We start from the raw sequence: 14,141 nt of genomic DNA, 5'->3' as shown, positions 1-14,141 counted from the left end.
GTCAGGGCATAGGCACGCCAGGGATCGCCGGGATACTCGAAATCAAGGGCGACACGTTGCGCCGCCGCAACCGCATCGTCAGTCCGATCGGCGACATGACGAACGCCATCAACTCCTCCGCTTCCAGGCCATCCGGCGTCTGCACCGCTTCGATGTCGTAACGGGCCAGCAGCATTGCCATGGCCACCTTCATTTCCAGCAGCGCCAGGTAGCGTCCCGGGCAGGTGCGCGGGCCGGCGCCAAACGGCATCGAGATTTTGCGGTCGATCGCGCCCGGCCCGTCATGCAGCCAGCGCTGCGGATCGAACTGCGCGGGCTGGGCGACATGGCTGTCGGCCATGCTGTGATGGCGCAGCACGCACCACACCAGCGTGTGCGCCGGCACATGGATGCCCGCCACCGACGTGTCGTGCATGGATTCCACCGGCAGGAACGGCGCCACCGGTTTGATGCGCATGGATTCCTGGATGCAGGCATTCAGGTATTCCAGCTGGTCCATCTGTTCTATCGTGAAGGCCGCCGGATCGGGCGCGTATTGCAGCACTTCGTCGCGCGCGCGGGCCAGCGCTTGCGGGTTGCGCTGCAACTGGTACAGCAGCCAAGCGATGGAATTGGCAGTGGTGTCTTCACCGGCCAGCAGCATGATCATCACATTGCCGACCACCGCCTGGTCATCGACGCCGCTGCCGGGCTGCGCGGCGGCCACCAGCATGGCCTCCAGCAGGTTGGCGGGATGCGCGGCGCGCTCCGGGTCTTGCGCCAGGCGCGCGCGCGCCTGGCCGATCAAGTCACCGATCGCATGTTTCACGGACGCCACCGAATGGTCCAGGCGGCGGTCTTGCGGCAGCTTGAACACGCGCCAATACGCGACAAACGCCAGCGAGCGGCGCGCAATGGCAGGCAGGATCACATCCAGGTGGCGCTGGATGACTTCCTCGCCACCATTGATGGTATCGACGTCGGTGCCAAACGCCAGTCCGGCAATGATATCGACCGTGTAGCGCTTCAAGTCATCCGACAGCACGATGGCGCGCCCCTCGCGCGCCGCGCCATCCCAACGCTGCTGCAGCCGCTGGGCGACCTTCACCAGCGACGGGAAATATGCCTTGATCGCCTGCGGCGAAAACGCTTGCATGACCATGCGGCGCTGGTTGCGCCAGTCCTGCCCTTCGGCATCGAACAGGCCCGGCACGCAACCCATTTCACGCATGATGCGCTCGGACAGCGCGGGGCGGCGGAAGGTGTCGGGGCGCTGCTTGAGCACTTGCGCGACCGCTTCATGGTCGGACACTACCAGCGCCTGTTCCGGCCCCAGGTACATCTGAAAAAAATCGCCGTACTGGCGGCACCATGCCTCCACATCCTGGTGCAGGCGCAGCGGCCTGATTTGCAGCACATTGCCGACCAGCGGCCAGCGGCGCGGGCCGGGCAGCGACTCGATGGTGCGCATGGGTGAAGGAAAAGTTGGCAGCGGCAGGGCTGCGGGCGAGCTGTCCATATGAAAGTCATTATCAAATTATTATTTCTTAATGATAACTCCTGGCCGGCATTTCGTGCATGCCGTGCGAGCCAAAATTTGGCGGCGGCGTACTATCGCCACATGGAACGCAGATCGCCCACAGCATGGGGACGCGCTGCGCGGATCACGCTGGCGGCGGCATTGCTGCTGTGCTGTACCAGTGCGGCGCAGCAGGCGGCGCAGCCAGCGGGTCCCTCGAATACGGTTCCTTTGATTACGGTTCCAAATACGCGCGATCCTGTCGACAAGTCGTACCGCAAGATGGTGCGGGGCATGGACCGCTACGCGCGCAACATCGCACTGGCGCCCCACTCCACCCTGCGCTTCCGTTTGCTGCCGCGCCTGCCGACGGTCCGGCTCGATGGCGTGACCCTGCAAGTGGTGGGTGACCACATCACCCTGCCCGTCCCGGTGGCGCCCGACCACAGTTTTACTCTGGAGCGCCATGAACAGGCGCTGCGCGAAGATGCCGCGCTGGTGGCCAACCGCAAGACCAGCAGCATGACGTGGCGCGCGCAAGTGACCAGCAGCGGTGTGCCGGACGGCATGCGGCGGCTCGGCGACTTGCGGCTGGAATGCCTGGTGGGGGTGGAAGCGGGTCTGGTGTCGAACAATGCGCGCATGTTCGCCTGGCTGTCGGAGTGGCTGGCCGGACCGGACCAGGTCTGTACCGCACCGGATGGCAATTACCTGCAATTTGCCGGGCGGCCACTGTTTGGCGTCACCTTGCGCGCGGGGGAGCGGGTCGCCATGCTGCCGTTCCGGGCACTGTATGCGGGCGGCACGCAAACACCGGACACGCTGCCGTTCTGCGATTGCCAGGTCTTGTTGGACCGCAGTTATTACGCGCCGGTGTGGGATGCCAGCTGGCCGGACGACACGCTGCTGGAGTTTGATTATATGGACGAGGCGCCGGGTGCGCCGTTGGACGCGCCGCCGGACCGCGCCGCTGTGCGGACGCAATTGGGCGCGCCATTTAAAACCATCGCATTCGACAGCGGGTATGAAGTGTGGCAGTACCAGTATCCGCCGGCGCGGCGCGTGCCGGCGCTGGCGGACGGGACGCCGCAGATGGCGGAACTGGTGCTGCTGTTTGACCGCGACGGGCGGACGGTGAAGGCGCGGCGGCGCGAGCCGTGATGGCGGCTTTTGCCCGCCCGAGGCATCACCGCGTTCAACTGCCGGAATTGGCTTGCGGGCTGTATTTATCCGCCTGCACCTTGCCGCCCACGCCGTGCGTGCGCACTTCCTGCGTGATCGGCAACATGCCGGCATTCCACGTTTCCCATTGCGATTTCAAATCCGCCAGCTTGTCCGGATGCCGGTTCGCCAGGTTGGCCCGCTCGCGCTGGTCGGCCGACAAGTCAAACAGGAATTCATTGCCGTTCAACTTCAGGTACTTCCAGTTCCCCGCCCGCACGGCGCGCTGTTCATTGGCCTTGTAGCGCCAGAACAGCGTGCGTTCGACAGACTTTTCCTGGCCCAGCAGAACCGGCAACAAGTTCGCGCCATCCGGCTGGTAGGCCGGGTCGGGCGTGGTGCCGGCCGCCGCCAGCAAGGTCGGCAGCCAGTCCATGCTGATCGCCACCTGGCTGCTGACTTGCCCGGCCTTGATGCGCGCCGGCCAGCGCACGATACCGGGCACGCGGATGCCGCCTTCGAGCAGCTCGGTTTTCTGGCCGGAGAACGGCCAGGTTTTCGAGAAACGCTCACCGCCGTTATCGCTGGAAAACACCACGATGGTATTGTCCGCCAGGCCCTTTTGCTCCAGGGTTTTCAGCACGCGGCCGATCGAGGCATCGAGCGCCACCACCATCTTGCCGTAGGTGGCCAGGTCGCCGCCATCGTAGTGGAAAATGCCGCCGCCACCGGTGCTCAGCGAACGCGAAATGGCTTCATCGCCCGGACCTTCCCAGGGCCAGTGCGGGGCCGTGTAGTGCAGCGACAGGAAAAATGGCTGCGCGGCGCTTTGCTGCTTGACGAACGTCGAGGCGCGCTGCCCCAGCAAGTCGGTGTAGTAGCCCGCTTCGCTGACCGGCACTTCGCCTTCGTACAAGTCTTCCTTGACGTTCGGCCCAACACCCGGCTTGTGGGTGAAGTAATCGATGGCGCCGCCATAGTTGCCATAGAACGAGTCGTAGCCGCTTTTCAGGGGACCGAATTTCGGCAGCGATCCCAGGTGCCACTTGCCGACCAGCGCGGTGCGATAGCCGGCTTTTTTCAGCAGCGATGGCAAGGTTGGATGCTCGGGCGGCAAGCCGATGGTGTCGGAGGCGCCGGCAATCGGTTCTTCCAGGCCGCCGCGCAGGCGGTACTGATAGCGGCCCGTGATCAGGCCGAAACGGGTGGCCGAGCACACGGCGGAATTCGAATAGTGCTGCGTCAGGCGCAAGCCCTGCGCGGCCAGCTTGTCGAGGTTCGGCGTCTTGAAATCGGTCTGACCATACACGCTCAGGTCGCCCCAGCCCAAATCATCGGCCAGGATAAAAATGATGTTGGGCTGGCTGTTGCCGGATTTTGCCAGTGCGGCCGGCGCCACGGCCGATGCCAGGCCCAGGGCGGACAGGCCGCCGATAACGGTACGGCGTTTGCGGTTAATCTTGCTCATCATGAGTCCTTTCAGAATTCGTAGCGGCCGGTAACGCCCACCGTGCGCGGCGTGCCGATCACGGCGTTATAGGAACCGAAGTTGCTGTTCCACATACTGGTGTAATAGTGCTTGTCGAACGCGTTTTTCACCCACAGCGACACATCCCAGGCGGCGCCCCGCGTGCTGCGCAAGCCCAGCGAGAAGTTGCTGACGCTGTAGGCCGGGATCTTCGAATACTCGGACGCGTCCAGGGTGCCGTAGGTCGCGCCGCGGTACGAGTAATTGGCGTTGACGTAAGCCTGCAACCCTTCGCCGGCGCGGCGTGCATACTGGGCGCTGGCGTTGGCGATCCAGCGCGGCGCATTGACCAGCGCATTGCGGCCGGACAAATCGCAGAAGGTGGCGCTGCGCTCCGGCGGGCATGGCGCATTGGTGTACGACAGGTAGCTGGCTTCGTTGAACGAGACGTTCGAGCGCAGGGTCAGGCCGCGCGCCGGGGTTGCCACCAGTTCCAGTTCCACGCCGCGGGTGCGGGCATCGCCGGCATTGGTCAGGTACGAGGTACGGCTGACCGGGTCATAGGCGTTGCTCTGGTAGCCGTGCACGATGGTGGCGTACAGGTTGCCGTTCAACTGCAGGTTGTTGTCGAACCACTGCGACTTCACGCCGGCCTCGAGGGCGTTGGCGCGCTCGGTGCCCACCAGCAGCGAGGCAATACCGCCGGCGCCCGGCACCGACAGGTTGATGCCGCCGGATTTTTCGCCGTGCGACAGGCTGGAATACAGCAGCACATCTTTATTCACCTTGTAACCCACGTTCAGCAAGGCGGTCGGGCTGTCTTGCGTCAGGTTCACCACGCCGGAATCAAAGGCGCCATAACGGCCGTTGCGCGACGCCAGCGCCGCGCCGGTGACAGCCGGACCGGCCGGTGCATTGCGCGTGATGCGGGCGCTCTTGTCTTCATAGGTGAACCGTGCGCCGGCCGTCACATCCAGTTTCGACGTGGCGTGCCAGGTCGATTGCGCGAACAGCGCATAGCTGTCGACGTCGAGCCAGGCCGGCGCGTTGCTGGTGACGTTGGACCAGGCGCCGGCCGGCGTGGCGTTATACAGGTCGTTCAGCGGGCCATTCACGTTGAATGAATTGTTCGACAGTTTCTGGCGGTAGTAATACGCGCCGAAGACCGATTCCAGCGCCAGGCCGGACGGCGTGGCCCAGCGCAGCTCTTGCGTGAATTGCTTGTGGCGCGCGGAGGCGCCGGCGTTCAAGGTAACGGGAACTGGCAAGCCGTCATCGTTTTGCGGCGTGAAGGCCCAGAAGCGGTAAGCCGTCACGGACGTGAGTTTCGAATCGCCGGCAAAGGTCCAGTTGGCCTCTGCCGATGCGCCGCCCTGGTGCACCGCCACATGCGAGCCGGTATCGAGGTTGACCGCGCGTTCTCTCGGGTTCAGCACCGGCGAAGCGCCCACCAGCTTGGCCTGCGCCAGCGCGCGGCCGCTCGGACCGGCGCTGTAGAACATCAGGGTGCCGTTATTGGAATCTTCTTCATGGTAATCGGCGATGACGCGCAGGTTGAAGTCCTTGCTGTTCTCCACCAGCACCTGAGCGCGCACGCCGTTGCGGTCGCCGCCCTGCACCTTGCTGCCATCGTAGCGGTTGGTGATATAGCCATCGTCACGCGACGCATACGCCGTCAGGCGACCCGCGACACCGTCGGCCAACTGGCCGTTCAGCACAAAGCGGCCCTGCTTGTGGCCATACTGGCCAAACGACAGGTCGGCGCTGCGCTCGGTATTGAAGGTCGGCTTCTTGGACGCGATATTCAATACGCCTGCCGTGGTGTTCTTGCCGAACAGGGTGCCTTGCGGGCCGCGCAGCAATTCCAGCTGGGCGATGTCGAGCGCATCGAATGCCGCCATGCCGGGACGGGCCAGATACACATTGTCCAGATAGACGCCGACACTGCCTTCCAGGCCGTCGCTGGCCGGGTTGTTGCCCAGGCCGCGCACCGCAAAGCTCATCTGGCGGGCGTGCACATAATTGACCGTGGTGCTCGGCAGCAGTTGCGGTAAATCCTGCACGCGGTAGGTGCGGCTGCCGTCGAGCACATCTTCGCCCAGCACGGTCATGGGCGTCGGCACATTTTGCGAACTTTCCACGCGGCGGCGGGTGGTGACCAGGATGGTTTGCACGGCGCCGGCCGACGCGGCGTCCGCGGCATTGGCGCCGGCTGCGCCAACCGCGGCTGCCGCGCCGATGGTGGCCGAGCCGCCTGCCGACGTGTCGGCGGCGGTGATGGTCATGATGTCGTCGGCGGCTGCCGTCACACCGGCCGCCGCTGCCACGGCGGTGGCGATGGCGGCGGCGGCATGCGACTGCACCGGCTGCGCCAGCGCCAGGACGGCCAGCGCGATGGCGGTGCGCTTGATTTCCACTACTTTTTTATGCGATACCACGGTTTATCCCTTTGCTCTGTTTTTAGCGTAGGGCGGATTGGCTTTACCAAGCCGCCATGCGTGCGTTACCGCTACGGCAAGCGATAGCCGGCCGCATGCATGGCGGCTCGCAAGCGAACCGCCCTACGGGTTTTATTTATTGCTTATGTCAGGCGCTACGGCCCGTCTGGGTCAGCGCTGGTCGGCGACCTGTACGCCGCTGTCCGCGTTTTGCGCGGCCACGGCCTTTTCCGAGCGGGGCGTGCCTGCCGGAACCCAGTCGTACGGCACGGGTTGTGCGCGGTAGACCCAGTTGGTTTTGACGGTTTTGCCGGCGCCGCCCACGGCGGAGTTGCCGTAGTACGGGCTGACGTATTCCCATACGATGTCGCCCTGTGGCGTGACCTGGAAGAAGCGGCCATTCATGCCTTCATCGACCAGCGTATTCCCGTTCGGCAGGCGGCGCGCGCTGCTGATGAACGCGCTATAGAAACTCCACAGGGCCTGGCCCGAATTGGCGGCCGTGTATTGCCATACGATCTGCTTCTTGATTGGATCGATTTCCAGCACCCGCGAATGGGGGAAGATGCCCGGGCTGATTTTCGGATAACCCGCTTCGCCCTGGTTATCGAACACCAGGATATTGCCGGCGCCCGGCAAGCCTTGCGGGATCACGTGCGCATCGTGCAGGCCGATGATCTGGTCCACCGGGCGCGGTACGGCGGAAGAACCGATGGCCGGATAATCCGGGCCCAGGTTCCACACCACCTTGCCGGTTTTCTTGTCGATGATGGCAATGAAATTGGCTTCGCGCGAATCGATCAGCACATTATCCGGATGGAAGCGCGTATCACCCTGGTCGTGCCATTTGTTCGGCCCGAGCACCGACATGTTATTGACGTGCAGGTAGTCCACCGCCGTGGCGCCATTGCGCGGCTGCGCGGCGCGCACCAGCTTCAATGCTTCCGGTGAAAAACCGAATTCTTCCAGGTGCTCGGACGCCACCCACTTCCAGGCCACATCGCCCTTCGGCGTGACTTCAACAATCACGTCGTCCAGCACTTGCGCGGCCTTGAAGCCGGCCACCGCGTGGACCTGGTTGGCCAGCACCAGGGTATTGCCATTGGCCAGACGGCGCCAGTCATGGTGCTGCTTCGCGCCGCCCGCATTGGCGCCGTTTTGTGCGCCGCCTTGCACGGAAGCCGACGCATACGCATCCTGTGCGCCTTCGCCCCACTGCCACACCACCTTGCCATTCCAGTCCAACTCACCGATGGCCTTGTTGCCAAGGCCATTGCCGGAAGCGGCGCCGGGCACATTGGCCAGTTGCAGCAGGATATTGCCGCGCTTGCCGCCGGCCAGCGCCGGGTCCAGCAACACTGGCGGGAACCCCACGTGCGGCCACTGGCGCACTTCATTGCCGTTCATGTCGATCAAATGCGTCTTGCCGTCCTGGCCGCTGAACACGACATAGCCATTCCATGCGCGCGCCGGTTCATAGCGCGTCACGCCGGTGGGAAAGACACTGGGCGCAGCACTGGCCGTTGCCGCAGCAAAGGCGCAAGCCATTGCGGCGCACATCATGGCGAATTGCCGTGCGCGGCGCGGACGGCCTGTACCTGTAGGGGAAACTGCTGCGGACGATGCAAACATCGGATGCTCCTTGGTGGTTATCAAACAGTAGGTGCATCTTACGCAGCACCCCATATTGCAAGCCACGAATTAATTCGCATACGGATATTTGCAGCAAACGCATTTGCACAGTACAAATCGGCAGAACGGCAAAGCAAGCGCGCAGTGACGCCATGCCGGCGCCGGCTAGCGCGGCACGATGGCGTATTCGCGCTGGCCGGGCGGATAGTACTTATTGAAATGGCGCCATAGCACGCCTCTGCCCAATGACGCCAGCAGCGCCTGCAGCGCGCGCTGGTCGGCGGGCGGCAGCGAACGGCGCGAAACGTACGCGCCGCTTTCCGTCATCGGCAATCCGGCCAGCGGCTGGAACGCCAGTTCCTGCCCGAGGCCGCGCAATTCATCCGTCGCCTCCAATTCGGAGACGAACAGCGGCGGCACATTGATGGTGAAGTCGGCGCGTCCCGCGCGCAGCAGGCGGCCCGCGGTGGCCAGGTCGTTCACGTAATGAACGCGCTGCTGCGCTTCGAGCTTGCGCAATAGCGCATTGTATTCATCGCCAAACACATAACTGCGCACGGCCACGCCCACCAGCTGTTTTTGCGCCAGCAAGCCCTGCACGCTGCGGATCGCCAGCGCGCGGCGTTTCAGCGTAATCAGTTCCACCTTCCATTTCATCATCGGCACAAAGGTGGCGGCCTGGTCGCGCTCCGCGCTGCGCGAGGCCGGCACCAGCACATCGGCCTCGAGCGACTCCAGGAACTGGTAAGCCATGCGGGCGCGCGGCATCACGGGAAACTCGAACTGGCACCCCAGCAGCAAGCCCTGCTCGCGCAGCGCATCGGGAACCGCGCCGGACACCGCGTCGTCATGGACGATGACGCTGGCGCCGGTCGGCGCGGCCGGCACCCGGATCACGCGCGAACAACCGGCATGCGCCGTGGCGAGCGGCGCCACGGCCAGCAACAGGACGGTCAATCGGAAAAAAGTGCGCATGGCGCCATTCTAGCCCGCAGTTCTAACCTTCCAGCGGGTTTGGCGTTGAAATGCTCTGCCCATTATTTAGGCAAACCGCTGGCAAACCCTTAAAAAAACAAGCAAAAAGATGAAAAGGGACTAGGCAAACCGGATTCATGCCGCTACAATCTTGGTCTCTTGGCCTGGTAGCTCAGTTGGTAGAGCAGAGGATTGAAAATCCTTGTGTCGGTGGTTCGATTCCGCCCCGGGCCACCAAGAATTTTAGAAAACGCCACCTTCGGGTGGCGTTTTTGTTTTACGGCTCCGGCGCAGCGGTGAACTTTTTTCCCGCGCCCTTCCTCAGCCGAGCCGTGTGATGTCCGGGCCTCTGCTGCCAGCGGCAAATCATTTAATTCCGCCCGTGCCTCGCTTATCCAGGATACGGTGGAGAGCATGGAGCGGTTTGTTGCCGGAGCCGTTTTCATTGCGGAGTGGACGCGCCCGATGGCCGTTGCCGCTCGAAGAAAGCCCAGATCATGGCCGGCCCGTTGGGCTCCATCGGCGACGGCCCCAGCAATCGTGGGCGGCGCGCATAGGGCTGTGGCAGGCCGTGTCCGCCGCCATCAATGGTCACCAGCTCGACCTCCGGCTTGCCGTCGTTGCTCCAGCGGGACTGCTCGACGCTGACGCCCTCGGCGGCTGGCGTCCGGCTGACCTGCGGTGCGCCGGCAAGCCCGTTGCGGTCGGCGAAGTACTGCGCCGAAGCACGTGACGACAGCACCTGGCCACTCTTGTAGAACAGCCCCAGCAGACTCACCTCGCCACCCGCATAGGGCACCAGCGGATCCAGTGTGCCGTTCATGATCATCACCGACGTGGTCTGCGCCACCGGCTTGCATTGGAAATTTTGCGGCGCCGGTAGATTGGCGATCACCGCGGCCACCGCCCGGTAGCGGGTCGGCTGCTCCAGCGCCAGGCGGATCGCCATCGAGCCACCATTCGACACGCCGGCGGCAAACACCCGCATCGGATCGAGCCCGATTTCGCCAACCAGCTTGTCGACCATGGCGCCCAGGAAGCGCGCATCGTCGGCAATGACACCGTTCACCCGGGTGTCGCCGATCGAACTGCAGTCATTCCAATCGGAGGCGAACGATTTCGGGTAAGCAACGGCGAAGCCATGCTGGTCGGCCAAGCGTTCGAAACCATAGCCGGTGCCGCGACGGATTTGTTGGGTCCCCTCGCCGGAACCATGCATCACCACGACCAGTGGCGCTCCCTTGGGCAAGCCCTTCGGTACATACGTCCGGTAGCGCCGCGTCAAGCCGTCCACTTCGATGGCGCCCTTACCCAGCGTACCGGACAACTGCGGCTGCTCGGGCTCGGGGGTGTAGATAAAATAGCCGAGCAAACCGGCCACCACCGCCAGCAGAGCGAGCAGGCCCAACAGGGCGAACAGCAGGACACGTAGCATTTTTTTCATGGTAAGGCTTTCTGTTTTGCAATTGCATCCACCTTACCAGCGGGGTCCGGCCGGGGCCAAGCCACCAGTGATGAACGACGCCATCGTCTGGACGAACCACGCCCCGGCACGACCAACGGCGCCGGGTCCCGCGCAGCGGCCTGCGGAGCCGCTCATCCCGCCGCGCCGTACTTTAATACCCGATCACGGTGGTTCGTCCGAAAGGCCGTAGCGGTCGGCCGGCGCCGCCATACCATGGCGCTGTCCTGTCGACATCGGAACCGCACTATTTTTCTTCCCGCTACTTCAAACACCCACTTTATGACAACGCCGACCATGAAAACGCAACCCCTTCTCCCTCGCCGCACCCACTCCATCGCAGGCGCCGTCGCCACGCTGGCACTGCTGGCCACCATGGACACAGCCCAGGCAGCCATCTTCAAAAACGCACAGCTCGAGTCGCTGCAAGATGCCGGCAACTATACTGAACTGGAACAGCAAGCGCGCACCCGACTGAAGGCAGACGCCGGCGACGCCGAGGCCAGCGCGGCCTTGGCCCTGGCGCTGACCTTCATCGATGCCAGCGACGCAAAACAGCTCGAGGCCGGAGCGAAACAGGCCAAGCAATGCGTCGAGCAACATCCAGCGGCGGCGGTCTGCCATCTGGCAACGGCACAGAACCTGAGCATGCAAATGCTCAGCGCCGGGATGATCAAGGGCTTGCGCATGCTTGATACCCTGAAAGCGTCCTGGCACCGCACGCTGGAACTGGCCCCCGACAGCTTCGTGGCCCGCGTGCAATTGGCCAAGCTCTATCTGGCGGTGCCCGGCATGATGGGGGGCAGCGTATCCAAGGCCAGGGAACTGGAAGCCGCCGTACGCGCCAGCCAACCGGAAACGGCGCGCATCATCCGTGTCCACCTCGCCGCGGAAGCCAAGAAATGGGGCGAGATGGAGAGCGAGTTGCTGGCGCTCAAACCCAGCAAGGATGGAGCCATGCTGGGGGAAATTCGCGGCGCCACCATGGAATTGGCCAAGGTCTTCCTGACGGACGACAAAGACCTGGCCAAGGCCAAAAGTCTGTATGCGGCCCTGCTGCGCGATCAGTCCCACCATGCCGCCGGCTACTACGGCCTCGGCCGGGTGTACACACGGATGGGCCAACAGGACGAGGCGATTCGCCACTTTGAGCGGGCCAGGAGCATGAGTGGCGCGAACGACTATCCGATCGACCACCGCCTGGGCGACGCCTACCTGGCCAAAGGCGACAAGGCGCAAGCCAAGGCGGCCTACGAGCGCTTTATTGCGAACAAACGCTCCAATCCGGCCAACGTCGACAGCGCGCGCAAGAGCCTGGCCAAGCTCGGCTGAACGAATCAACCAGGCCCAACGGCCTCGGCGAGGCCTGGCATGGTCCCCACTGAAAGTGAGTTATCTGCAATGAACCAAGCTCATCGCTCCCTCTGGCGCTTGAACCTGCCGCGCGCCTTTTACTTTCTGGCATCGGTGGGGCTGGGCGGAGCGATGACGCCCTCCCTTCCACGCGCCATTCTGTCGAGTATCATATCGTGATGCCATCCGACCAATCCGTCCAACTCGGCGATCCTGTCACGCCGGCCAACTGGCGCGCCATGTTCGGCTGGCGCCGCCTGCGCACCGTCGCCATCTTGTGTGCGCTGATGATCTTGCTGTTCAGCTTTGGCTGGAAGCCGCCCCTGTACATGCTCGTGGCGAGGGTGTTTGGCGTCGGCCTGGCCCTGTTGCTGGTGTTCGGCCTGTTTGAACAATGGCCGCGCCGCCTGCCCAAGTGGCTGGCGCGCTGGGCCCTGCAAGTCGTGGCGGTCGGGGTAATGGTGCCGATCGCCATGTTCATCGCCTACCTTTGGAGCACCGAGCCGGGCGCGCCCATGTTCTGGAACCAGCCGAATCGACTGGAAGGCTTCATGACCTTCACTTTCCTGGGCATGCTGCTCGCTCCGTGGACCGCGCTGACGGCCCTGTTGCGCCAGCGCGAAGCGACGGTGGAAGAACAGGCGCTCGGCTTCGAATTGGAGCGCAGCGAGATGGCGCGGGCGGCGCTGGATGCCCGCATGCGCCTGCTCACCGCCCAGGTGCAGCCGCATTTCCTGTTCAACACGCTGGCCAATGTCCAGGCCTTGGTGGAGGCCGGTTCGCCGCGTGCGCCGCAACTGCTGCAAAGCCTGACGTCCTATTTGCGCGCCGCCGTGCCCCGGCTCGACGGCTCGGCCAATACGCTCGGCCAGGAGCTCGAACTGGTGCGCGCCTATCTGGAATTGATGCAGATGCGCATGCCCGACCGCCTCGCCTTTGCGCTGCATATCGACAATGGGGGGCATCTGCTGCACTGCCCGCCAATGACGCTGCTGACCCTGGTGGAGAATGCGGTTCAGCATGGCATCGACCCGAGCGAAGAAGGTGGCCGCATCGATGTGTCCGTCGAGTTGCTCACAGGCAGTGACGGTGCGCAGCGTTGCCGCCTGACCGTCAGTGACACCGGCGTTGGCCTGCAGGCGACCGGCCGGGGCCTCGGCACCGGCCTGGCGGCGCTGCGCGAACGGCTGCACTGGGCCTATGGCGGCAATGCAACGCTGGACCTGACCGCGGTGGACCCGCACGGTGTGCGAGCGACCATTGAATTTCACATCGAGCCAACATGACCAACATGACCAACGCCATCAGCGCCCTGATTGCCGACGACGAACCGCTGCTGCGCGAGATTCTTGAAGCACGGCTGGCCGCCGCCTGGCCTGAGCTGCACATCGTCGCGCAGGCCCGCAACGGGCGGCAGGCGATCGAGCTGTTCGAGCAACATCTGCCGACGATATGCTTCCTGGACGTGCATATGCCGGGCCTGAACGGCATTGAGGTCGCGCGCCACATCGGCAAGCGCTCGCACCTGGTGTTCGTCACCGCCTTCGACCAGTACGCGCTGGAAGCGTTCGAGCATGGCGTGCTGGACTATCTCGTCAAACCGGTCACCGTCACGCGCCTGGCCGAAACGGTGGCACGCCTGAAAGCGCGCATGCAAACGGCGCAACCGGCCGTGCACAGCGATGCGCTGCTGGCGCAGTTAGCTGAGCGACTCAAGCTTGACCAGCCGGCGACGCTGCGCTGGCTGCGCGCGACGGTGGGCGGCTCCCTGCGGATGATTTCGATCGACGATATCGACTACCTGAAGAGCGACACGAAATACACCCTGGTCGCTTACCGGGACGAAGGCCAGCCTGCGGAGGCGCTGATCCGCACGCCGCTGAAGGAGTTGATTGCGCAGCTCGACCCGCAGCAGTTCGCTCAGGTACACCGCTCGGTTGTGGTCAATCTGCGCGCGATCCGCCGCGTCACACGCGGCGAAAACGAGACGGCCGACATCGAACTCAAGGGCCGCGGCGAACGTCTGCCGGTCAGCCGTAGCTACCTGCAACTGTTCAAAGAGATGTAGAGAAGGGACGACGCGCAACCTGAACATCCTGGCGCCCTAGGCGCGATCGCGCCTAGGGCCACCAGGCATACTTCAACAAACCCGCC

General features: G+C 64.0%; 10 protein-coding genes and 1 tRNA gene. 5 read left to right on the top strand and 6 right to left on the bottom strand.

The window, feature by feature from the left end; translation table 11 throughout:
- Position 1 precedes the first annotated feature (1 nt).
- On the bottom strand, positions 2 to 1,498 hold the full coding sequence (locus AC1RRC_RS24855; RefSeq protein ID WP_493058228.1) for a cytochrome P450: 1,497 nt from the start codon (positions 1,496 to 1,498) through the stop codon (positions 2 to 4).
- 102 nt (positions 1,499 to 1,600) lie between these two features.
- On the opposite strand from AC1RRC_RS24855, the gene AC1RRC_RS24850 reads away from it, so the two are divergent.
- Positions 1,601 to 2,659 (top strand): hypothetical protein, encoded by a 1,059-nt coding sequence (locus AC1RRC_RS24850; protein WP_493058227.1) that lies wholly within the window; start codon positions 1,601 to 1,603, stop codon positions 2,657 to 2,659.
- Positions 2,660 to 2,693: 34 nt separating this feature from the next.
- Here the strand turns inward: AC1RRC_RS24850 and AC1RRC_RS24845 are convergent, their stop codons facing one another.
- From AC1RRC_RS24845 to AC1RRC_RS24830, 4 genes are all read right to left on the bottom strand, one after another.
- The gene (locus AC1RRC_RS24845; protein WP_493058226.1) at positions 2,694 to 4,130 is read right to left on the bottom strand and encodes a sulfatase family protein; all 1,437 of its coding nucleotides are present in this window, start codon (positions 4,128 to 4,130) and stop codon (positions 2,694 to 2,696) included.
- Between the two features lie 8 nt (positions 4,131 to 4,138).
- Positions 4,139 to 6,565 (bottom strand): TonB-dependent receptor, encoded by a 2,427-nt coding sequence (locus AC1RRC_RS24840; protein ID WP_493058225.1) that lies wholly within the window; start codon positions 6,563 to 6,565, stop codon positions 4,139 to 4,141.
- 171 nt (positions 6,566 to 6,736) lie between these two features.
- Positions 6,737 to 8,128: an aryl-sulfate sulfotransferase gene (locus AC1RRC_RS24835; RefSeq protein ID WP_493058224.1), complete on the bottom strand. Its 1,392-nt coding sequence runs from the start codon at positions 8,126 to 8,128 to the stop codon at positions 6,737 to 6,739.
- Between the two features lie 234 nt (positions 8,129 to 8,362).
- The gene (locus tag AC1RRC_RS24830; protein WP_493058223.1) at positions 8,363 to 9,172 is read right to left on the bottom strand and encodes a hypothetical protein; all 810 of its coding nucleotides are present in this window, start codon (positions 9,170 to 9,172) and stop codon (positions 8,363 to 8,365) included.
- A 161-nt stretch (positions 9,173 to 9,333) separates the two neighbouring features.
- Between AC1RRC_RS24830 and AC1RRC_RS24825 the strand changes: the two genes are divergently transcribed.
- Positions 9,334 to 9,409, top strand: a tRNA-Phe gene (locus tag AC1RRC_RS24825).
- 205 nt (positions 9,410 to 9,614) lie between these two features.
- Here AC1RRC_RS24825 and AC1RRC_RS24820 read toward each other — a convergent pair.
- Positions 9,615 to 10,616 (bottom strand): CE1 family esterase, encoded by a 1,002-nt coding sequence (locus AC1RRC_RS24820; RefSeq protein ID WP_493058222.1) that lies wholly within the window; start codon positions 10,614 to 10,616, stop codon positions 9,615 to 9,617.
- 315 nt (positions 10,617 to 10,931) lie between these two features.
- Here AC1RRC_RS24820 and AC1RRC_RS24815 point away from each other — a divergent pair, with 315 nt between their 5' ends.
- From AC1RRC_RS24815 to AC1RRC_RS24805, 3 genes are all read left to right on the top strand, one after another.
- Complete coding sequence (locus tag AC1RRC_RS24815; protein ID WP_493058221.1) at positions 10,932 to 11,966, top strand: tetratricopeptide repeat protein; 1,035 nt, start codon at positions 10,932 to 10,934, stop codon at positions 11,964 to 11,966.
- 200 nt (positions 11,967 to 12,166) lie between these two features.
- Entirely contained in the window at positions 12,167 to 13,273 is a 1,107-nt protein-coding gene (locus tag AC1RRC_RS24810) for a sensor histidine kinase (RefSeq protein WP_493058220.1), read from the top strand.
- The gene (locus AC1RRC_RS24805) at positions 13,270 to 14,055 is read left to right on the top strand and encodes a LytR/AlgR family response regulator transcription factor (protein WP_493058219.1); all 786 of its coding nucleotides are present in this window, start codon (positions 13,270 to 13,272) and stop codon (positions 14,053 to 14,055) included. The genes AC1RRC_RS24810 and AC1RRC_RS24805 overlap by 4 nt, the downstream gene beginning before the upstream one ends.
- Positions 14,056 to 14,141 lie beyond the last annotated feature (86 nt).

It is taken from the genome of Pseudoduganella sp. GW821-FHT12E03 (assembly GCF_058807115.1).
This window is presented reverse-complemented; position numbering and strand designations above follow the sequence as displayed.

What these genes read in the sequence shown, in the direction of transcription:
- AC1RRC_RS24855 (WP_493058228.1), bottom strand. Translation starts at nt 1,498, where the DNA reads ATGGACAGCTCGCCCGCAGCCCTGCCGCTGCCAACTTTTCCTTCACCC.
- AC1RRC_RS24850 (WP_493058227.1), top strand. Translation starts at nt 1,601, where the DNA reads ATGGAACGCAGATCGCCCACAGCATGGGGACGCGCTGCGCGGATCACG.
- AC1RRC_RS24845 (WP_493058226.1), bottom strand. Translation starts at nt 4,130, where the DNA reads ATGATGAGCAAGATTAACCGCAAACGCCGTACCGTTATCGGCGGCCTG.
- AC1RRC_RS24835 (WP_493058224.1), bottom strand. Translation starts at nt 8,128, where the DNA reads ATGATGTGCGCCGCAATGGCTTGCGCCTTTGCTGCGGCAACGGCCAGT.
- AC1RRC_RS24830 (WP_493058223.1), bottom strand. Translation starts at nt 9,172, where the DNA reads ATGCGCACTTTTTTCCGATTGACCGTCCTGTTGCTGGCCGTGGCGCCG.
- AC1RRC_RS24820 (WP_493058222.1), bottom strand. Translation starts at nt 10,616, where the DNA reads ATGAAAAAAATGCTACGTGTCCTGCTGTTCGCCCTGTTGGGCCTGCTC.
- AC1RRC_RS24815 (WP_493058221.1), top strand. Translation starts at nt 10,932, where the DNA reads ATGAAAACGCAACCCCTTCTCCCTCGCCGCACCCACTCCATCGCAGGC.
- AC1RRC_RS24810 (WP_493058220.1), top strand. Translation starts at nt 12,167, where the DNA reads ATGCCATCCGACCAATCCGTCCAACTCGGCGATCCTGTCACGCCGGCC.
- AC1RRC_RS24805 (WP_493058219.1), top strand. Translation starts at nt 13,270, where the DNA reads ATGACCAACATGACCAACGCCATCAGCGCCCTGATTGCCGACGACGAA.